Here is an 18,373-nt window from a genome sequence, read left to right as displayed (position 1 = left end):
TTGGAAATTATGTATTATTTGCGCTATTTCAAATAACGAAGAATGGCTTGTGTAGCACCTTGATTCATTTGTACAAATGTGCTGCAAATATGCCCCTTTTCATAGCGTTCGTCTTCATTTTGAAGTAATAAGTCGAAAGCATTTTTTAAAGTATCAAAATTTGAAATGGAAATGCATCCTTCTATATTAACTAAAGCAGAGGCTTCAGCAAAATGAGTGTAGTTAGGACCAATAACGATAGGTACTCCAAAAGTAGCAGGTTCTAAAATATTATGTACACCAGGATTTCCAAAACCACCACCTACGTAGGCGATGTTGGCATAAGAATAAATCTTTGTCAGTATTCCAATAGTGTCTATAATGAAAACCGTATATTCAGAAAGAGATTTTTTATTTTCTTTCTCAGAAAATAAAATTGTTTTTTGTTGTATTTGGGATTTCAATTGCGCAATTTGTTCCGATTTAATATTGTGTGGCGCAATAATAAATTTTACATTCTCTGGAGCTTGATTGATATAATTCACAATTAATTGTTCGTCTTTAGGCCAAGAACTTCCAATAACAATAATTGTAGCTTTCTCATTTTTAGTGGTATCCCATGTAAATTGTTCAATAAAATCTAAGGTATTGTCTCTTTCTAAAATCATTTGCACGCGATCAAAACGAGTATCACCTGAAAGCGTAACATTGGTAAAACCTATGGATTGTATTAATTGTTTTGATTTTTCATTTTGAACAAAAAAATGCTCAAAACTATGTAGAGCAGCTCTGTAAAAACCACCATACCATTTAAAAAAGGCTTGTTTTTCTCTAAAAATACCAGATATTAAATAGGTTTTTATTTGTCTTTCCTGTAATTGTTTTAAATAATTAGGCCAAAATTCATACTTGATAAAAAAGACCATTTCAGGATGTGCCAAGGTGATAAATTCAACTGCGTTTTTTTGAGAGTCTAAAGGTAAATACAACGTAAGGTCAGCGATGGTGTTGTTTTTTCGAACTTCATACCCAGATGGAGAAAAAAAAGTAAGCAAGATTTTATGATGTGGATACTTTACTTTTACAGCTTCCATTACTGGTAATCCTTGTTCATACTCACCCAAAGAAGCCGCATGAAACCAAATTACGTTATCAGAAGGCTGAATTCCTTCTTTTAGAGTTGCAAAAACAGTGGTTCTACCGTTTACAAATAATTTTATTTTTGGGCTAAAAAACGCAATTATTTTTAGTAAAAAGCCTGCAAAAATGACGAGAAGATTATATAAAAAAAACATGAATATCAATTTTACGGCTAAAATACGTTTCTTTTTGGTTAACCGAAAAAGTAGCATATAATTTCTTACTTTTGTGTTACCAAATTTATGCGAATGAAAAAATTACAAATGGTTGACTTGAAAAGTCAATACGAAAAAATAAAAGTGGAAGTTGATGCTTCTATTCAGGAAGTTTTAGACACTAATACTTATATAAATGGACCTTTGGTTCACCAATTTCAAGCAGATTTAGAAAAATACTTAGGAGTAAAGCATGTTATCCCGTGTGCAAATGGTACAGATGCTTTACAAATTGCCATGATGGGTTTAGATTTAAAGCCTGGTGATGAGGTAATTACTGCTGATTTTACTTTTGCTGCTACTGTTGAAGTAATTGCTTTGTTACAATTAACACCTGTTTTAGTAGATGTAGATATGACAAATATGAACATCTCTTTAGAAGGAATTAAAAAAGCAATTACCCCTAAAACCAAAGCGATTGTACCCGTTCATTTATTTGGACGTGCAGCCAATATGGATGCTATTATGGAAATTGCAAACGCGCATAATTTATATGTAATTGAAGACAATGCACAAGCCATTGGAGCGGATTATACCAATGCAAAAGGAGAAAAAATAAAAGTAGGAACGATTGGTCATGTGGGTGCCACTTCTTTTTTTCCATCAAAAAACTTAGGTTGTTATGGAGATGGAGGAGCTATTTTTACCAATGATGATGCATTAGCACATACACTGAGAGGTATTGTAAACCATGGAATGTATGAGCGTTATCATCATGATGTGGTTGGTGTGAATTCTCGTTTAGATAGTATTCAAGCTGGAGTCTTAAAAGCAAAACTACCGCATTTAGATGCTTATAATAAAGCACGTCAGGATGCGGCAAGAAAATATTCTGCAGCTTTAGGTGTAAATGAACATATTATAGTACCAGTTATTTGTGATACTTGTGATTGCCATGTATTCCATCAATATGTAATTCGCATTACAAATGGAAAAAGAGATGGATTATTGGCTCACTTACAAAACAAACAAATTCCTTGTGCTATTTATTATCCTATTCCTTTACATAAACAAAAAGCGTATGCTGATTCCCGTTATAAAGAAGAAGATTTTCCAGTAACGAATCAATTATGTGAAGAAGTGATTGCGTTACCCATGCATACCGAATTAGATGATGAACAAATTAAGTTTATTACGGATGTCGTTTTAGAATTTGTGTAATTATGTTTTTTGGATTAATAGATTAGTAAGAAAATCTAACAATCCAGCAATCGAATAATCGAATAATTAAAAATGAAGATATTAGTTACAGGAGGTTTAGGTTTTATAGGTTCTCATACCGTTGTTGAATTACAAAATGAAGGATTTGAAGTTGTTGTTGTAGATAATTTGTCTAATTCTTCGGAACAAGTTGTAGACGGTATTTTTTCTATTACAGCTAAAAAACCGCTTTTTGAGAAAATAGATTTACGGGATAAGAAATCGGTTCAGGAATTGTTTCAAAAATATAATGATATTTTAGGTGTCATTCATTTTGCAGCATCAAAAGCTGTAGGTGAAAGTGTTGAGAATCCATTATTATATTATGAAAATAATGTAACCACTTTAGTGTATTTGTTGCAAGAATTACAAAAGCTACCTAAAGCGCACTTTATTTTTAGTTCATCATGTACAGTATATGGTCAAGCAGAACAAATGCCAATAACTGAAAACGCTTCTGTACAAAAAGCAATGTCTCCTTATGGAAATACCAAGCAAATCGGAGAAGAAATAATTGAAGATGTTACAAAAGTTTCAGAAATTGATGCTATTCTTTTACGCTATTTCAATCCTATTGGAGCACATCCAAGTGCTGCTATTGGGGAGTTGCCAATAGGTGTGCCCCAAAACTTAGTACCTTATATAACTCAAACTGCCATTGGTTTAAGAGAACAACTTTCTGTATATGGTGCTGATTATCCTACTCCAGACGGAACAGCTATTCGAGATTATATTCATGTGGTTGATTTGGCAAAAGCACATGTGGTAGCGTTACAACGCTTATTGCAGCATAAAAATAAAGATAAAGTAGAGATTTTTAATTTAGGGACCGGAACTGGAAGTTCAGTATTAGAGGTAATAACTGCTTTTGAAAAGGTAAGTGGAGAAAAATTAAATTATAAAATTGTAGGTAGAAGAGAAGGTGATGTTGTAGCGGCTTATGCTAATACAGATAGAGCCAATTCTGTTTTAGGTTGGAAAGCGGAATTCTCTCTTGAAGAAGCTTTAGCAAGTGCCTGGAAATGGGAACAAAAAATTAGAAGTTAATATTTGGTATTGTATTTGTAATTCAATAAAGTGTTAAATGATTTGTTTGTTAAGAATTCTTTGAAAAACAAGTTTTGTCGTTAAACAGCTAGTTTTGTATTTGTCTATGAAAAGTTTTTTTTTCAGGTTTGTAACTTATTAATTAAAACTTTTTTAGAATGAAAAAAATTGTATTTAGCCTTATGGCTGTTGCTATGATTTCTTTTGCAAATGCAACTGAAATTAAAACTGGAGAACCAGTAAAAGAAACAGTGAAAAAAGAAATGGTTACTGTTCAGAATGAGCCCGTAAAAGAAAATGAAGAATTTAAAACTGTAACGTGTACAGTTTATGATGGTTTTACAGATTCATGGTATACACATACATATTCATGTTTCTTTTGTTGGGGAGGATCTAATAACGCTTGTTTAGCAGATGCTGTTAAAACTCTTCAAATAGAATTATAATAAAAAACAATACAGCTCCTCTTTTTGAAATTATTTAAAAGGAGGAGTTTTTATATTCCAATTATGAAAAAAATATTTTTTTTAGTCTTTATTTCAAATTTAGTTTTTTGTCAAAATTTAGAGGTTAAATTTAAATTTCATCAAAATAAGTCGTATGATTTAGTCTCTACAATTAAAAATTTTAAATTAATTCAAAATGAAAGAGCATCCACTTTTGTTTTTGATGATATAAGAAATATTAGTCAAATAAAAAATAAAGAATATGCAAGTGTATATAAAGAAAATGATTCTCTTGTTATATTTTTAATGAATGGTGAATCTTTTTTGTTTTTTGAAAAAGAACAGATTTATAAAAATTTTGAAAAGAATTTCCTTATAGCTGATTTAAGATTAGAGATGAAATCTCCAAAAATATATATTGAAGATAAAATCGATATTTTTAATTGGGAAATAATTAATAATAAAGACACGTTGATTGGAGGATTTAATTGCAAAATAGCGAAAACAAATTTTAGAGGTAGAGATTACATTGCTTATTTTTCAAATGAAATAGCAAACTATGGAGGTCCATGGAAATTTGATGGATTACCTGGCTTTATTTTAAAAGTTGAATCGTTAGATGGCTATTTGTTAATCGAACCTGTTGAAATAATTAGGACTACTTCTAATGAAATTCCTAATCCTTTTATAAATAAAAAAACAACACTTTTCACTGATTTGTCAAAGCTTTTGTTGGAAAAAGACAAAAAATATCTTGCTAGAACCAAGTCGTTGCCTAATCCTCCAGAGAGAATAGTTGTTGGAAAACCTGATATGATTGAAGATACTGGATTGGGTGAAAGAGTTTATGAATAAAGTTTTATGAATAGAATATTGTTTTTAGTTTTATTTATCAATTTTGCTTTTTCTCAAAAAATTGAGGTGGATTTTAATTTTTATATTAATAGAGAGAATGATTTGGCAAGTACCAATAAAAAATTTAAGCTATATCAAAATGATGAATTTTCTGTTTTTAAAATAATAGATATTAAAGACGAAAACCAATTTAAATATAAGAATGAAATTACTAACAAAGTTGATAAAGATTCTATCATTTTTTATTTTGTAGGGAATAATACGGTAGAAACTTTATTTAAAGAAATTTGCTACAAGGATTTTTTAAATGACTCTCAAATAAATAATCTACAACTTGGGATGAATTTAGAATTATTAAATATAAAAGATTCCTTATTTAATTTGATGAAGTGGGAAATTATAGATTCTGATGTAGTTAATATTGCTAATTATAACTGTAAAAAAGCAAAGACCTTTTTTAGAGGTAGAGAATATTGGGCTTATTATACAAATGAAATTGCCAATCAGGGAGGTCCTTGGAAATTTGATGGATTGCCCGGGTTTATTTTAAAAGTAGAATCTACAGACGGTTTTTTGTTAATTGAACCTACTAAAATTGTATTCAAAAAAGAAACTCAAAAAATTAGCAATCCATTTTTGAATAAAAAAGTAATTACTTTCTCTCAAATTAAAGACAAAATATTAGAGCAAGATAAAAAACATGTTTCTAAAATGAAGAGTAGACCTAATCCTCCAGATAAAATAGCAATGAGTAAACCTGAGTCTATAGAGGACTATGAAGTAGGAGAAAGAGTATATGAATAAAACTAGAAATGATTAAAAAAATTATTTTTTGCCTTTTGCTTACCTGTTTATCGTATAGTCAAACGCTTAAATTGATTATTAAAGATGATCAAGGTAATAATATTCCAGTGGCGAATGTGCTTTTAAAGGAAAAATCGTCTAACGAAATTGGGGAATTTTATAGAGTTTTTCAAGGAGATGGAACTTATGTAATAAAGAAGAAATATGTAAGTATACTATTGGAAATACAATCTACTAATTATGCTAGTGAAGAAATTAATATAATAAATCCTAATCCAGAAGAAGAATATTTTTTTAATGTAGTATTAAAATCAAAAGAAGTTGAACTAAAAGAAGTAATAGTAGAAGGAAAGGAATTACCTTATAAAATTAAAAAAGATACTATTGTCTTTGATATTAGTAAATACACTGATGGTTCAGAAAAAAAGGTAGAAGATGTAATCAAAAAATTACCAGGTGTTGAAGTTGATGCAAATGGTTCTATTAAATATAAAGGTAAATCTATAGAAACTGTTACTCTAGATGGCGATAATTTATTTAATAGTAATTACAAGTTAGGTACAAAGAATATCAATATCGATATGGTGGAGCAAATAGAAGCCATAGATAATTATACCAATAATAAATTATTAAAAGGTATTGAAAGCGAGGGCAAAGTTGCTCTAAATCTAAAATTAAAAAAAGGAAAGTCAGATTTTTCTGGAAGTTTAGAAAATGGATTGGGTTTCAAAAATGATCTTAATGGAGCCTTTTATAGTAATTCTTATGTAATGCAGATTTCTTCTAAAGTAAAATCATTCACCACTTTAAATTTGAATAATATTGGTAGAAGTGATGCTTATTTTTATGAGAAGCAAAGCAGTAAAAGTTTAGATCGAAAATCAGATGAAGATTTTCAAACACAAAAAATAATTACTTCAGATATTGTTAGCCCACAATTAGATCCCATTAGATACAACAGAAATAATCAATTATTTGTGAGTCATAATAATTTATTTAAAGTAAATCAAAAGACTACTTTTAAGACGAATTTCAATTTTATTGATGATAAGATAAATTCTAAACAAGATATTTCAACAAAAAATTTCATTAATAATACGACAATTGAAACTAATGATACGTATTCATTCATTAAGAAACCAAAAGTTTTTACAGGAGAGTTAGAGTTTAGATTAAATACAACAAAATCTACTCTATTTGAAGTGTATAGTAAGCAATATATTGAAAAGACAAAATTGTTTAGTACTTACGTTAAAAACAATAATAATGAATTTAATAATAACAATACTACTAACAGCTATTTTTCTATCAATAAAATTGTACATACTTGGAAAGTGTCTAACAATAATGCTTTACAAGGCAATATATATTATACTTTTAATAAAATACCTCAATATTTTACAAGTAATAGTATAGATGAGTCTTTTACACAAAAAAGTAGTTTTAGAAAGTCAATTTTTTTATTTAATTATAATTTAATTGGTAAAACAAATAAAATAAGTTATACTTCTCAGATAGGTGGAAACTTAGAAAAAACACCATATGCGTCTGAAAATTCAATAGATAACAACGATATTTTATTTCGTAATAATTTTTTCTACAATCATTCTAGAATTAAAATTAATATAAAACAATTTGTAATTGCACCAAGTATTTCTTTGACGGATTATGATTTTAGTTTGTCGGATAAAAATAATTATAGCGATTTAAAAAAAAATGTTGTTATTGTTGAGCCAAGCCTTGATTTAATTTATAGCTTTAGGAAATCTACCTTTCGAACGTTTTATTCCTATACCCAAAAGCCTATTAGTGAAGAAAATATATTTTCAGACAGAGTCTTTATAAATAATAGAACTACAATTCAGAATATACCTTCTTTTGATTTTAAAAGGACAAATGGTTTTGGAGTATTCTACTTCTACAATAATTTATTTAAAAATAAAACTTTAAGTGTTTCATCAAGGTATGAAAAAAGTAACGGTCAGTACTTGTCAAGCTATAGTATCGATGAAGAATTTATTAGAATTAATAAAAGCTTTTATCATGCTGAAAATTCTGTTTTTACGAATAATATCAGATATTCAAGTTTTATAGAGAAGTTGTCTTCAACTATAATTGTTTCAAGTTCTTATGTAGAAAATAAATATCCTAATTTTGTAAATAGCAATGATATTAGAAAAAATACTAATTATGTTTTTAAAAATTCCTTGGATTTTAGAACTGGTTTTAATTCAAAAGTAAATTTTGAAGAAACTATTGATTATAGTACAGTAGTCTCAAAATATATAATTAAAAATCAAGTAAATTCTTTCAAAAACACATTTAAAGTTAGGTATAAAATAAACAAAAAAATAAATGGCAACATAAAGTGGGATTCTTATATCCCTAATCTAGATAATAAAAATAATAATTATAATTTTCTTGATTTTGAATGCTATTATGCCATAACTAAAAAATTAAATTTTATTTTTTTAGCTAATAATTTATTGAATATTAATTCTTATAAAGAGTTTGATAATACTGATTTTTCGACCTATAATTCAGAAATAAATTTAACCCAGCGTTTTTTTCTTTTAAACGTTGAATATAATTTTTAAATAAAGTTAAATTTTTTTATAAATCTTAGATAACTCCCAATGATTTAATAATCTATTTTTAACAATCGGGTAATCTGTTATTTGAAAAAAAGATGCTGTTTTGCATTTCAAACAAACAAATTATAACATGATTTTTAAAAACACATTCTTTGCAATTACTGCAGTATTGGTTATGGGATGTAACCAAGATGACAGCGCTTCAGAAGTAACGCCTACTTCTAAGTATCCTACTTTAACGGGAAAAAATCCTTTAATTGTGGCTCATCGTGGCGCTTCAGGATATTTACCAGAACATACTTTAGCCGCTTACACCAAAGCAATTGAATTAGGTGCCGATTTTATCGAACCCGATTTAGTTATAACCCAAGATGGGGTATTAGTAGTTAGACATTTACCTATGTTATCTGGAACTACCAATGTTGCAGAAATTGCAGCATTTGCTTCAAAAAAAACGACCAAAGATATTGACGGTGTACTTGTTGAAGATTGGTTTGTTTCCGATTTTACTTTGGCAGAAATTAAACAATTGCGTGCCAAACAAGCTTTTTCAGAACGCTCCCAAGCATACAATAATTTGTATGAAATCCCTACCTTTAATGAAGTGATTGCTTTGGTGAAGGAAAAATCAGCACAGTTAGGAAAAACGATTGGTATTTATCCCGAAACCAAACACCCTGCTTTTCATGAAGCGCTTAATTTACCAATCTCTGATAAATTGTTGGAAGTATTAACAACTGCGGGTTGGAATGATAAATCAGCTCCAGTATTTGTGCAATCTTTTGAAGTGAGTAATCTGCAATATATTCGATCTAAATCTACCGTTAAAATTATTCAATTACTCAGTTGTTATGATGTTGCTTTAAATGGAGATTTAATTTTTGAAGTTCCTAATGGAGAAACCGTTTCTTATGGAAAGCCTTATGATTGGCATTTGCAAGGAGATTCAAGAGATTACAGTTATTTTACTACAGAAGCTGGATTGAATTTTGTGAAAACTTATGCAGACGGAATTGGACCTTGGAAACCTTTTATCATCTCTTACAAAGGAACAGATGCAAACCAAGATACCTTTGCTGATGATATGAATGCAGATGGAAAAATAAATGATGCTGATAAAACAGCTTTAGATCCTAGCGATTTAATTGAAAGAGCACATGCTAAAGGTTTACAAGTGCATGCATATACTTTTAGAAATGAAAGTAGAAGGTTGTTAAGTAATTATCATAATAATCCTATTTTAGAATACCAAGCTTTTTATAATTTAGGTTTGGATGGTCTGTTTACCGATTTTACAGATACCGCTTTATTAGCAAGATAAATAAAAAAGAAAAAGCTCCAGAAATGGAGCTTTTTACTACTATAAAGTTGAAAATTATTTTTCAACGTGTTCATTAATTTCTTCTTTTACATTATCTACTCCATTTTCGATATCGTTACCCACTTCTGTCATGGCGGTGTCTATAGTTTCTACTGCATCTTGAGTAGTTTCTTTAATATCTTCGCCTACAGCTTCAGTTGCATCTTCTACTTTGTCTTGTGTAGACTCTTTACAGGAAACTACTAGTAAAGTTGCTACACATGCGCATGTTACAAATAATTTTTTCATTTTGTTTATTTTAAATATTATCCTTTCAAATGTAACTAAAATTTAAATCTTTAGCAAGAAATTTGGATCAGGGCAATTGGACTTATAAAAAGATAGGTCTTTACTACTGCAAACTCCAGGATAATCTCCTTTTTTTTCTTCCATATCAAGGATGATTTGAAAATGCAAATGCGGTGCATAATCTCCATTAATTTGTGGCGCCCCAAGTGTAGCAATGCAGTCTCCTTTTTTTACGGTTTGACCAATACTTTTGTCGTTGAGGCTTTCTAAGCTAAGATGACCGTATAAGGTATAAAATGTAACTCCTTCAATTTGATGTTTCAAAATAAGAGTGGGGCCATAATCTCCTAATGCAGTATTGTTTTGAAAACTGTGTATCGTTCCATCTAAAGCTGCTAAAACAGCTGTTCCTGCTTTAATCCATAAATCCAAACCAATATGAATATTTCGTTCCTCTGTAACAGTATCATTGAAAACGGTACTCCTTTTATAGAGATTGCGTGTTTCTAAATAACCTCCATAAGCGACTTTGGCTTTATTTTTGGCTAAATGATTTTCAATGTATTGTTCAAAAGCTTCAGCATCTTTTAGAACTTCAGGAATTAAATGTGTGTTTGAAGCTGAAAGATTAATAGGAGCATACAGAGTGTAATCAATGGATGCATCAACAACTTTAATGTTTTTTTGATTTTGGAGAATAGTTTCTAATTGATTCATTTTTTATGGCTTTTAATTTATTTTTATTATTAATAAATAGATATTGCTTTACTATTTTCTCTAATATAAATTAAACCATCAAAAACATTAAGCCACTTTCCATATTGATTCGTATATCCAAGCATTATACTATTGAATTTATTTTCTTTTAATTTAGGATTTTGTCTGTTGATTTTGTCAAAATTAATATACCCATAAGAAATATTTTTTTTGTCAAGTCTTTCTTCAAGGCAATTTTTAGGTGCTTTAATAATAACTTCTTCAATGGTTTCCATATTATAAGGCATTTTGGAAACTCCTCTCGAGGAAGTAAATGCTAAACTAAATACTAAATTACCATATTCTTTTTTAATATGCTCACCAAAAACTGTAAATTTACTATATCTATAAACATCTTCATCAGCATATTCTACATCTTTTAACTTATTGGCAGCATGAAAATTTGCCATCCAACCTACAATTTTTGCTTTAGGATATCTCTTTTTAAACCAAATAAGATTTTTTGCCATTTGAGCATCTCGTAAATTAGTAAATATATTAAGTTCATCATCATCTGTAATAGGGGATTTAAATTTGTGAATTTTTGTAGCTGTAATGGTATTTTCTATTGTTTGTAATAAAAATAGATTTTCTTCATAAGCAATATTTGAAATTTCTTCATATAAATACTCTAAAGCTTTTATATATGCATCAAATTCTTCTTCAGAAACACCTTCATTTGATGCGATTAATCTTTCTCGAGTTGCTGATAAAACTTCCCAAATTTTAGTGCTGTAAGATTTTAAATTTAATTTTTCAAAGCTGTTTTGAAGATAAAGAAATGATTGTTGACTTTGGTAAGAATCCAAATAAAAAGGTTCTAAACCAACATAATTTAATTTATTATTTGCAAAGAGATCAACTAATGGTTGAATTTGTTTAGATGGTCCCCATGGACTCCATTTTCTAACCCAATTATATTTAAAGGATTCATGCATAAAGTTTTGTAAAGAAGGATTGCCATTAAGATATTCGATTTCAAAAAAATCTCTAGCTTCAAAAGCAAAAGTATCATATCCTTTTTCTTTAACTAAAAATTCAACTAGATTCGATTTAATTTCAAATGTATCTCCATCACCGTGTGTTGCTTCACCTAAAAGAACAATCTCTTTATTTTTTAAAGATTCATTCAAAAAGGTATAGGAATTTTGTTTCTTTAAATCATTTACAGTAATCATTTCATTAGCTACTTTTTCTACAACTAAACTTTTGCAACTATAAAAGAATAGTATAATTAATGGTAGAAAATAAGACGTTTTTTTCATAATTTAATTTTATTAGAAAAGTAGAAAACACAGAGACTTATATCTTCAAACTTAAATCAATTGAAAATTTGTTTGTGCTTGTAATTAATTATTAATTTAGAATTTGGTTTTTAATTCAAAATTGTTGTTGAATTTATAAGAAAAATATCTTTGATTAATGATTTTAACATTCTTTTAAAAAGAGTTTCATTAGAGAAGAAGAGTTATATAACTAACTCATTATACAATTTATCAAATGTGAGGTCTAAGTTAGCACTAAATCCTGCATGAGGTCGAGAGGTTTGTATGCTGGAACTTTTAACAGCACTAATCCATCTGAATCGTTCCTCTTTTTCAAATTGAGCTACAGGACCCCCTTCTTTTTTGCCTTCACAAATAGTAACCAAAGCTTCTAAATTTATTTGTAATTGTTCCAAGTCAAATTTGGGACAAAATGCAATTATTTTTTCCTTTGGAATTTGATATTGAATGCGCAGGTATTTTTGACGTTTACAAAATAGCATCAAACCTACATTGATAAATTCTTCGCGCTCTACTCTTGGTACAACACGAATTATCGTATAATCATATAAGTGTTTTTCGTGCATCTTGAGCTTGTTTTAAAAATAATTCTGCATGCTGTAAACGAATTGTCAAAAACTGAAAATAAACGTCTTTTATTTCATCAGGTGTAATCAATTGGTCTTCCCATTGTAACCAATCTTCTGGAATTTGATTTACAATTTCTTTTAAAATATCGGAATGTAAAGTAGTAGTACAAAATTCATGAGCAACCTCTAATTGTGTAGCTTTGGGTAACAAAACATGATCTTTGATGAGAGCAAAAGGGGTTTTAGCAGTAGTTTCCCAATGGGTCCAAGAATGATGAAAATAAAAAGATGCACCATGATCAATGAGCCAAAGTTCTTTTTTCCAAAGGAGTAGATTTGTGTTTTTGAAGGTGCGATCTACATTGGTAATAAAAGCATCTAACCAAACAATTTTTGATGCCAATAAAGCTTCACAATCGTTTGCTGCTGCGTCATAGGTTAAAGCACCTGATAAAAAATGCAACCCTAAATTTAAGCCTTGACTAAATTTTAATAAATCTTGAATTTCTTCATCGGCTTCTGTTCTTCCAAAAGCTTCATCTAAATTCGCGAAAACCAATTCTGGAACAGGTAAACCGAGAACTTTTGCAATTTGGCCACCCAAAAATTCAGCGATTAAAGCCTTCACTCCATGTCCTGCACCTCTAAATTTTAATACATATTTAAAATCATCATCAGCTTCAGCTAAAGCAGGTAAAGAACCTCCTTCCCGAAGCGGAGTAATGTATCGGGTAACATTTACAGTTCGTAACTTTAAATTCATTACTAAAAAACTTTTAAACAAAGGTAGCTAAAAAAAAACTCCGATAAAATATCAGAGTTTTTTAGGTTTGTTTTTTTAAGCTGAATGAGTAGCTACTTCTTTATTGATTTTATTGACTAAACCAACCAGTACTTTTCCTGGACCTACTTCAGTAAAACTAGTGGCACCATCCGCTATCATTTGATTAACAGATTGTGTCCATTTTACTGGAGCAGTCAATTGGATGATTAAATTTTTCTTTATTTCTTCCGGATCTGAAACGGCATTGGCTGTTACATTTTGGTATACAGGACAAACAGGTTTTGAAAAAGTAGTAGCTTCAATTGCTGCTGCTAACTCTTCTCTTGCAGGTTCCATCATTGGAGAATGGAAAGCTCCTCCAACGGGTAAAATTAAAGCTCTTTTTGCACCAGCTTCTTTCATTTTTTCACAGGCCACTTCAACTGCTTTGTATTCTCCAGAAATGACTAACTGTCCAGGACAATTGTAATTGGCTGCTACAACAACTCCATCGACACTAGCGCAAATATCTTCTACTGTTTTATCTTCTAAATTTAAAACGGCAGCCATAGTGGAAGGCGTTATTTCGCAGGCTTTTTGCATGGCTTGTGCTCTTTGAGACACTAATTTTAAACCATCTTCAAAAGATAAAGCACCATTAGCAACTAAGGCTGAAAATTCACCTAAAGAATGTCCGGCAACCATTTCTGGTTTGAAGTCTTCTAATGTTTTTGCTAAAATTACAGAATGTAAGAAAACAGCAGGCTGCGTCACTTTAGTTTCTTTCAGTTGTTCTGCCGTTCCTTCAAACATGATATCGGTAATTCTAAAACCTAAAATTTCATTCGCTTTTTCAAATAATTCTTTGGCTATAGCTGAATTTTCATATAAGTCTTTTCCCATTCCTGTGAATTGGGCTCCCTGACCTGGAAATACGTATGCTTTCATTTGTTTCGTTTAATTTTTAATGCGTTATGTTTTTTTATGTATTCATAATCAGTAACAAAAATAGACTTTTTTAAGCATAAAAAAACCTTACAAATCCTAAAATCTGTAAGGTTTATTTTTTTTGAAAGTTTAAATTAGGCTTTAACTAATTGTAATTCGATGATTAGTTTAACTTCTTCTCCTACTAATACACCACCGGTTTCTAATGCTGCATTCCAGTTTAATCCCCAATCTTTTCGGTTGATTTTACCTTCTATGTTTAAACCTACTTTTGTATTTCCCCAAGGATCTTGCATCAATCCACTAAATTCAACTGGTAATTTCACTTCTTTGGATGTTCCTTTAATCGTTAAAACACCTGTTAATTCATAATTATGATCGGATATTTTAGAAAAAGAGTTGCTTGTAAACGTTAAATTCGGGAAGTTTTCAGCATCAAAAAAATCACCGCTTTTAAGGTGGTTATCTCTATCTGCATTACTGGTGTTAATAGAGTTGATTGCTGCTGAGAAAGAAATTTTTGCCGTTGAAAAATCATTTTCTTCTGTTTCAATTACGCCTTCATAAGAGTCAAACTTCCCTGAAACATTTGTAAACATCATGTGTTTTACTTTAAAACCTATTTCTGAATGTGTGGAATCTATTGTCCATTTTGTAGTTGCCATATTTTTTATTTTAAATTATGTTTTTAATTACACTACAAATTTACAATCAGAAGGTTAGAGTGTCACTTAACCTAGATTAAGAAGTAACTCAAATGTTATTTTTTTTACTTTTTCTTTTAATTCGTTATCCAAATCAGTATTAGTAATTACTCCTTTTTTAGTATCAAAATTATCATTAAAACTAGGCAATGAAAAAGTAGTTTCAATAATACCATCATGTCTTGGAAACCTTCCTTCAGCAATTTCTAAAACAGAACTACCGCCACGAGCTCCTGGAGAAGTTGCTAAAAGGAATATACTTTTACCTTGAAATAGTTTTACATTGATGCGAGACATCCAATCGAAAAGACTTTTGAAAGCGGCTGTATAATTTCCATTATGTTCTGCCATAGAAATCACAAGTAAATCAGCTTCTGCAATTTTGTTTAAAAAAGCGTGAGCCGCTTGAGGAAAACCTTCTTCTTTTTCAATGTCTATGGAATATGTTGGTACAGGAAAATCATTTAAATCTAGAACTTCTGTTGTAGCATTGGTAAAAAGACCTGCAGCATAAGTGGCTAATTGTTTATTAATTGATTTTTTACTGTTTGATGCACCAAAAGCAATAATTTTTTTCGCCATTATTTATTTGTTTTTATAATAGGTTAATGCTCCTGATGGACATTTTTCCACAGTTGCAATAATTTTTTCAGTAGTTGAATTTTCAGGTGTAATCCATGGTTTTTCTTTTGGTTTAAAAACATCAGGATTGTTTCGTACACAATTTCCAGAATGAATGCACTTTCCAGATTGCCATACTATGGTTACTTCACCATTAGTGTATTCTTTTGTAATGTCTTTCGGATTCATATATTGTTATTTAGTTTGTTAAAAATACAATTAAATTGTGGTTTCGATTACGACTTTGTTTTTCAAAATTTTAGAGACTGGACATTTTTCTGCAATTAGTAGTAATCTGTTTTTGATATCTTCTTCAATGTTTTCTGAAAAACTAATGCTGCGAGTTATAGTTGTTGTCAATTCAGGAATGTTTTCCTGATATAAATTTAAGGAAATATTTATTTCTGGAATATTCCAGCCTTTTCTATCGATATACATTCGTAAAGTAGACAAAGTACAACCCGCTAAAGACGCTAAAAGAGTAGAGTAGGGATCTGGACCTAGATCTTTACCTTCAATACTTTCGGGTTCATCCATTACAAATGTACCATTTCGCCATGAAATGGTACATTTGTATTTTTGTAAACCAATATGTCCTAATACATCATTTTCTAATAATTTTTCCATAATTACAATACGTCTTGATATTCTGGTGTTTTTTCAAAAACTTTTTTCGCAAAAGGACACAAAGGAATAATTTTTAAGTTTTTCTCTCGAGCAAATGCAACTGCTTGAGCTACCATTTGTTTTCCAAACCCTTTTCCATTGTATGCCTCATTCACTTCGGTGTGATCGATTATTATTTTGTCATTTCCAGCATATACGAAAGTCATTTTTGCAGCTAATTTTTCGTCTACTTCAATGTAGAAGTATCCGTTTTTATCGTTGGTTTCTAATTGAACTGTTGGTGTCATAATTTGTTGAATTAATGTTCCATTGGAATTTCCATTACTAAAAATTTAGCTGCAGTTACGGCTTTAATTTCGAGTGTATTGGTATTCCAAATTCCTATAGCATCTCTTGTAGTAAGCTTTTCTCCATTTACTTCTATTTCTCCTTCAATTGTCATGATATAAAAACCATTACCTTCTTTTTTTAATGCTAATTCTTTTGAAAAATCTTTATCAAAATTACTTAAATAAAACCACGCGTCTTGATGAATCCAAACGCCTTCATCTTCAGGATTAGGTGACAATATTTGAGCGAAGTTATTTTTTTGTAACGATTGGTCTAATGTTATTTGTTGGTAACGAGGTGTAACATTTTCTTGATTAGGAAATAACCAAATTTGAAACAATTTTGTTTGTTGGTCCGAATTAGGATTAAATTCACTATGTCTGATGCCACTTCCTGCACTCATTACTTGAACGTCACCTGTTTTAATCGTAGCGGCATTTCCCATACTATCTTTATGTGCCAAATCGCCTTCTAATGGAATCGTAATAATTTCCATATTATCGTGAGGGTGCGTTCCAAAACCCATTCCAGCAGCTATGGTGTCATCATTTAATACACGTAATGCTCCAAAGTGTACTCGTTCTGGATTGTACCAATTTGCGAAACTAAAACTATGCCATGCGTTTAACCAACCATGATTTGCATTTCCTCTGGTGTTTGCTCTATGAATTACTGAATTTTTCATTTGTAAGATTTTTTGTTAGGATAAAATGAAACAGTCTGAACGATTTCTTTACTGCTTCATTGTTGATTTTCAACTTATTTATACAAATTTACGACCAACACGTCTCTTTTTTCCTTAACCTAGATTAAGAAAAAAATTATTGTTTTTTTTCAGTCCCGTTGCTAATTTGAATGGGTACTTCATTGAGTGGTAAACCGCCTTTAATTCCAAAATCTAAGGTGCGAATTGGGAACGGAATCACAATTTCATTTGCATCATATGCTTTCTTAATTCTGATGATGGCCTCGCTACCTACTTTATTGTAAACCGATTGTTCTGGTGTATTTACCCACATGCGAACTGATAAATTGATGGAGCTATCACCAAATTCGGTAAAAAAAACTTTTACTTCATCTTCTTCCGATAAATCGGGTATATCTTTAACAGCATCATACGTAATTTTTTGAACCTTTTCTAAGTCTTCACCATAAGACACTCCAACAGTCAAATCAAAGCGTCTTTTTCTAATGTGTGAATAATTTTCAATGGGATTTTGAAATACTTCTTTATTAGGAATAATAACCACCTGTCCTTTAAAAGTTTCCATAACGGTGTCTCTAAGGTTGACTTCCGTTATTTTACCCATATAATCTTTCACTTCAACAATATCACCTACCCGTAAAGGTTTTCGGAAAGAAATAAAAATACCCGACATAAAATTTGCTGCGATATCTTGGAAGGCAAAAGCCAATGCTAAACCTAAAATACCAGCACCCGCTAAAATAGAAGTCACCGCTTTGTCGAGTTTTAAAATACTCAAAACCGTAAAAATCACGATTCCTATTACCGTTAAGTAGACAATAGAACTGAACAAGTTATTTAAAGTAATGTTTTTAGAAACCTTAGCAAAGAGTTTGTGTGCAATTTTGCGAATGAATTTTGCTATAAATAAGCCTAAAACTAACACAACAACTGCCAAAAAGATATTGGGTAATAATTTAATTAAACTTTCTAACCAATAGGTTAATTTTTCAGAAATTAAATCAGAAATTTTTTTGATATCCATTTGTTTTCAATAAATAATTAAAGGAATAGAAATGTACAATTGATTTACTTTTTATAATGTAAACCAACTCTAGTATTCAAATTTATATAAAATGTTTCTAAGTTAGAGGAAGACCTAGTAATTATGTAAAAGATTTCGAAAGTATTGAAA

The 18,373-nt window shown here is 30.0% G+C and carries 21 protein-coding genes; 7 read left to right on the top strand and 14 right to left on the bottom strand.

What is annotated here, in order from left to right; translation table 11 throughout:
• Positions 1-23: 23 nt before the first annotated feature.
• A complete protein-coding gene (locus tag FHG05_RS06240; protein ID WP_140997157.1) occupies positions 24-1,274 on the bottom strand; it encodes a 3-deoxy-D-manno-octulosonic acid transferase in 1,251 nt (416 codons plus the stop codon).
• Between the two features lie 93 nt (positions 1,275-1,367).
• On the opposite strand from FHG05_RS06240, the gene FHG05_RS06235 reads away from it, so the two are divergent.
• The 7 genes from FHG05_RS06235 (at position 1,368) to FHG05_RS06205 (ending at position 9,601) form a co-directional block, all read left to right on the top strand.
• Positions 1,368-2,495 carry a DegT/DnrJ/EryC1/StrS family aminotransferase gene (locus FHG05_RS06235; protein WP_140997156.1) on the top strand — a complete coding sequence of 376 codons (1,128 nt, stop codon included), beginning with the start codon at positions 1,368-1,370 and terminating at the stop codon, positions 2,493-2,495.
• A gap of 72 nt (positions 2,496-2,567) precedes the next feature.
• Positions 2,568-3,581, top strand: a complete 1,014-nt coding sequence (gene galE / locus FHG05_RS06230) for a UDP-glucose 4-epimerase GalE (protein WP_140997155.1) — start codon at positions 2,568-2,570, stop codon at positions 3,579-3,581.
• A 158-nt stretch (positions 3,582-3,739) separates the two neighbouring features.
• Entirely contained in the window at positions 3,740-4,027 is a 288-nt protein-coding gene (locus FHG05_RS06225; RefSeq protein ID WP_140997154.1) for a hypothetical protein, read from the top strand.
• Positions 4,028-4,090: 63 nt separating this feature from the next.
• The gene (locus tag FHG05_RS06220) at positions 4,091-4,882 is read left to right on the top strand and encodes a GLPGLI family protein (protein ID WP_157504185.1); all 792 of its coding nucleotides are present in this window, start codon (positions 4,091-4,093) and stop codon (positions 4,880-4,882) included.
• A gap of 6 nt (positions 4,883-4,888) precedes the next feature.
• Complete coding sequence (locus FHG05_RS06215) at positions 4,889-5,686, top strand: GLPGLI family protein (RefSeq protein ID WP_140997152.1); 798 nt, start codon at positions 4,889-4,891, stop codon at positions 5,684-5,686.
• A 71-nt stretch (positions 5,687-5,757) separates the two neighbouring features.
• Positions 5,758-8,283, top strand: a complete 2,526-nt coding sequence (locus tag FHG05_RS06210; RefSeq protein WP_140997151.1) for a hypothetical protein — start codon at positions 5,758-5,760, stop codon at positions 8,281-8,283.
• 127 nt (positions 8,284-8,410) lie between these two features.
• A complete protein-coding gene (locus FHG05_RS06205; protein ID WP_232338059.1) occupies positions 8,411-9,601 on the top strand; it encodes a glycerophosphodiester phosphodiesterase in 1,191 nt (396 codons plus the stop codon).
• A 54-nt stretch (positions 9,602-9,655) separates the two neighbouring features.
• Here FHG05_RS06205 and FHG05_RS18335 read toward each other — a convergent pair whose 3' ends face one another.
• The 13 genes from FHG05_RS18335 to FHG05_RS06140 all read right to left on the bottom strand — a co-directional run bounded on the left by FHG05_RS18335 (position 9,656) and on the right by FHG05_RS06140 (position 18,223).
• On the bottom strand, positions 9,656-9,889 hold the full coding sequence (locus tag FHG05_RS18335; RefSeq protein ID WP_157504183.1) for a hypothetical protein: 234 nt from the start codon (positions 9,887-9,889) through the stop codon (positions 9,656-9,658).
• 42 nt (positions 9,890-9,931) lie between these two features.
• Positions 9,932-10,606 (bottom strand): peptidoglycan DD-metalloendopeptidase family protein, encoded by a 675-nt coding sequence (locus FHG05_RS06195; RefSeq protein WP_140997149.1) that lies wholly within the window; start codon positions 10,604-10,606, stop codon positions 9,932-9,934.
• Between the two features lie 29 nt (positions 10,607-10,635).
• On the bottom strand, positions 10,636-11,910 hold the full coding sequence (locus FHG05_RS06190) for an erythromycin esterase family protein (protein WP_140997148.1): 1,275 nt from the start codon (positions 11,908-11,910) through the stop codon (positions 10,636-10,638).
• A 203-nt stretch (positions 11,911-12,113) separates the two neighbouring features.
• On the bottom strand, positions 12,114-12,497 hold the full coding sequence (locus FHG05_RS06185) for a DUF3037 domain-containing protein (RefSeq protein WP_140997147.1): 384 nt from the start codon (positions 12,495-12,497) through the stop codon (positions 12,114-12,116).
• Positions 12,475-13,263 carry a HipA family kinase gene (locus FHG05_RS06180; RefSeq protein ID WP_140997146.1) on the bottom strand — a complete coding sequence of 263 codons (789 nt, stop codon included), beginning with the start codon at positions 13,261-13,263 and terminating at the stop codon, positions 12,475-12,477. Before FHG05_RS06180 ends, FHG05_RS06185 begins: the two co-directional genes overlap by 23 nt.
• A gap of 75 nt (positions 13,264-13,338) precedes the next feature.
• Positions 13,339-14,211 (bottom strand): ACP S-malonyltransferase, encoded by an 873-nt coding sequence (gene fabD, locus FHG05_RS06175; protein ID WP_140997145.1) that lies wholly within the window; start codon positions 14,209-14,211, stop codon positions 13,339-13,341.
• A gap of 134 nt (positions 14,212-14,345) precedes the next feature.
• A complete protein-coding gene (locus FHG05_RS06170; protein WP_140997144.1) occupies positions 14,346-14,876 on the bottom strand; it encodes a YceI family protein in 531 nt (176 codons plus the stop codon).
• Positions 14,877-14,942: 66 nt separating this feature from the next.
• Positions 14,943-15,497: an NADPH-dependent FMN reductase gene (locus FHG05_RS06165; RefSeq protein WP_140997143.1), complete on the bottom strand. Its 555-nt coding sequence runs from the start codon at positions 15,495-15,497 to the stop codon at positions 14,943-14,945.
• Between the two features lie 3 nt (positions 15,498-15,500).
• Positions 15,501-15,725: a (4Fe-4S)-binding protein gene (locus tag FHG05_RS06160; RefSeq protein ID WP_130735303.1), complete on the bottom strand. Its 225-nt coding sequence runs from the start codon at positions 15,723-15,725 to the stop codon at positions 15,501-15,503.
• Between the two features lie 30 nt (positions 15,726-15,755).
• Complete coding sequence (locus tag FHG05_RS06155) at positions 15,756-16,163, bottom strand: OsmC family protein (RefSeq protein WP_140997142.1); 408 nt, start codon at positions 16,161-16,163, stop codon at positions 15,756-15,758.
• Between the two features lie 2 nt (positions 16,164-16,165).
• Positions 16,166-16,450, bottom strand: a complete 285-nt coding sequence (locus FHG05_RS06150; RefSeq protein ID WP_140997141.1) for a GNAT family N-acetyltransferase — start codon at positions 16,448-16,450, stop codon at positions 16,166-16,168.
• An 11-nt stretch (positions 16,451-16,461) separates the two neighbouring features.
• Positions 16,462-17,178 (bottom strand): pirin family protein, encoded by a 717-nt coding sequence (locus FHG05_RS06145; protein ID WP_140997140.1) that lies wholly within the window; start codon positions 17,176-17,178, stop codon positions 16,462-16,464.
• 136 nt (positions 17,179-17,314) lie between these two features.
• A complete protein-coding gene (locus FHG05_RS06140) occupies positions 17,315-18,223 on the bottom strand; it encodes a mechanosensitive ion channel family protein (protein WP_140997139.1) in 909 nt (302 codons plus the stop codon).
• Between the last annotated feature and the right edge of the window lie 150 nt (positions 18,224-18,373).

The organism is Flavobacterium profundi (genome assembly GCF_006491645.1).
GTDB classification, from domain to species: domain Bacteria; phylum Bacteroidota; class Bacteroidia; order Flavobacteriales; family Flavobacteriaceae; genus Flavobacterium; species Flavobacterium profundi.
Note: the sequence above shows the minus strand (reverse complement) of the source record. Positions and strands in the feature narration are given on the sequence as shown.

Bases quoted from the DNA above. Each gene is read 5' to 3' on its own strand.
- FHG05_RS06240 (WP_140997157.1), bottom strand. From the start codon at position 1,274: ATGTTTTTTTTATATAATCTTCTCGTCATTTTTGCAGGCTTTTTACTA.
- FHG05_RS06235 (WP_140997156.1), top strand. From the start codon at position 1,368: ATGAAAAAATTACAAATGGTTGACTTGAAAAGTCAATACGAAAAAATA.
- galE (WP_140997155.1), top strand. From the start codon at position 2,568: ATGAAGATATTAGTTACAGGAGGTTTAGGTTTTATAGGTTCTCATACC.
- FHG05_RS06225 (WP_140997154.1), top strand. From the start codon at position 3,740: ATGAAAAAAATTGTATTTAGCCTTATGGCTGTTGCTATGATTTCTTTT.
- FHG05_RS06220 (WP_157504185.1), top strand. From the start codon at position 4,091: ATGAAAAAAATATTTTTTTTAGTCTTTATTTCAAATTTAGTTTTTTGT.
- FHG05_RS06215 (WP_140997152.1), top strand. From the start codon at position 4,889: ATGAATAGAATATTGTTTTTAGTTTTATTTATCAATTTTGCTTTTTCT.
- FHG05_RS06205 (WP_232338059.1), top strand. From the start codon at position 8,411: ATGATTTTTAAAAACACATTCTTTGCAATTACTGCAGTATTGGTTATG.
- FHG05_RS18335 (WP_157504183.1), bottom strand. From the start codon at position 9,889: ATGAAAAAATTATTTGTAACATGCGCATGTGTAGCAACTTTACTAGTA.
- FHG05_RS06195 (WP_140997149.1), bottom strand. From the start codon at position 10,606: ATGAATCAATTAGAAACTATTCTCCAAAATCAAAAAAACATTAAAGTT.
- FHG05_RS06190 (WP_140997148.1), bottom strand. From the start codon at position 11,910: ATGAAAAAAACGTCTTATTTTCTACCATTAATTATACTATTCTTTTAT.
- FHG05_RS06185 (WP_140997147.1), bottom strand. From the start codon at position 12,497: ATGCACGAAAAACACTTATATGATTATACGATAATTCGTGTTGTACCA.
- FHG05_RS06180 (WP_140997146.1), bottom strand. From the start codon at position 13,263: ATGAATTTAAAGTTACGAACTGTAAATGTTACCCGATACATTACTCCG.
- fabD (WP_140997145.1), bottom strand. From the start codon at position 14,211: ATGAAAGCATACGTATTTCCAGGTCAGGGAGCCCAATTCACAGGAATG.
- FHG05_RS06170 (WP_140997144.1), bottom strand. From the start codon at position 14,876: ATGGCAACTACAAAATGGACAATAGATTCCACACATTCAGAAATAGGT.
- FHG05_RS06165 (WP_140997143.1), bottom strand. From the start codon at position 15,497: ATGGCGAAAAAAATTATTGCTTTTGGTGCATCAAACAGTAAAAAATCA.
- FHG05_RS06160 (WP_130735303.1), bottom strand. From the start codon at position 15,725: ATGAATCCGAAAGACATTACAAAAGAATACACTAATGGTGAAGTAACC.
- FHG05_RS06155 (WP_140997142.1), bottom strand. From the start codon at position 16,163: ATGGAAAAATTATTAGAAAATGATGTATTAGGACATATTGGTTTACAA.
- FHG05_RS06150 (WP_140997141.1), bottom strand. From the start codon at position 16,450: ATGACACCAACAGTTCAATTAGAAACCAACGATAAAAACGGATACTTC.
- FHG05_RS06145 (WP_140997140.1), bottom strand. From the start codon at position 17,178: ATGAAAAATTCAGTAATTCATAGAGCAAACACCAGAGGAAATGCAAAT.
- FHG05_RS06140 (WP_140997139.1), bottom strand. From the start codon at position 18,223: ATGGATATCAAAAAAATTTCTGATTTAATTTCTGAAAAATTAACCTAT.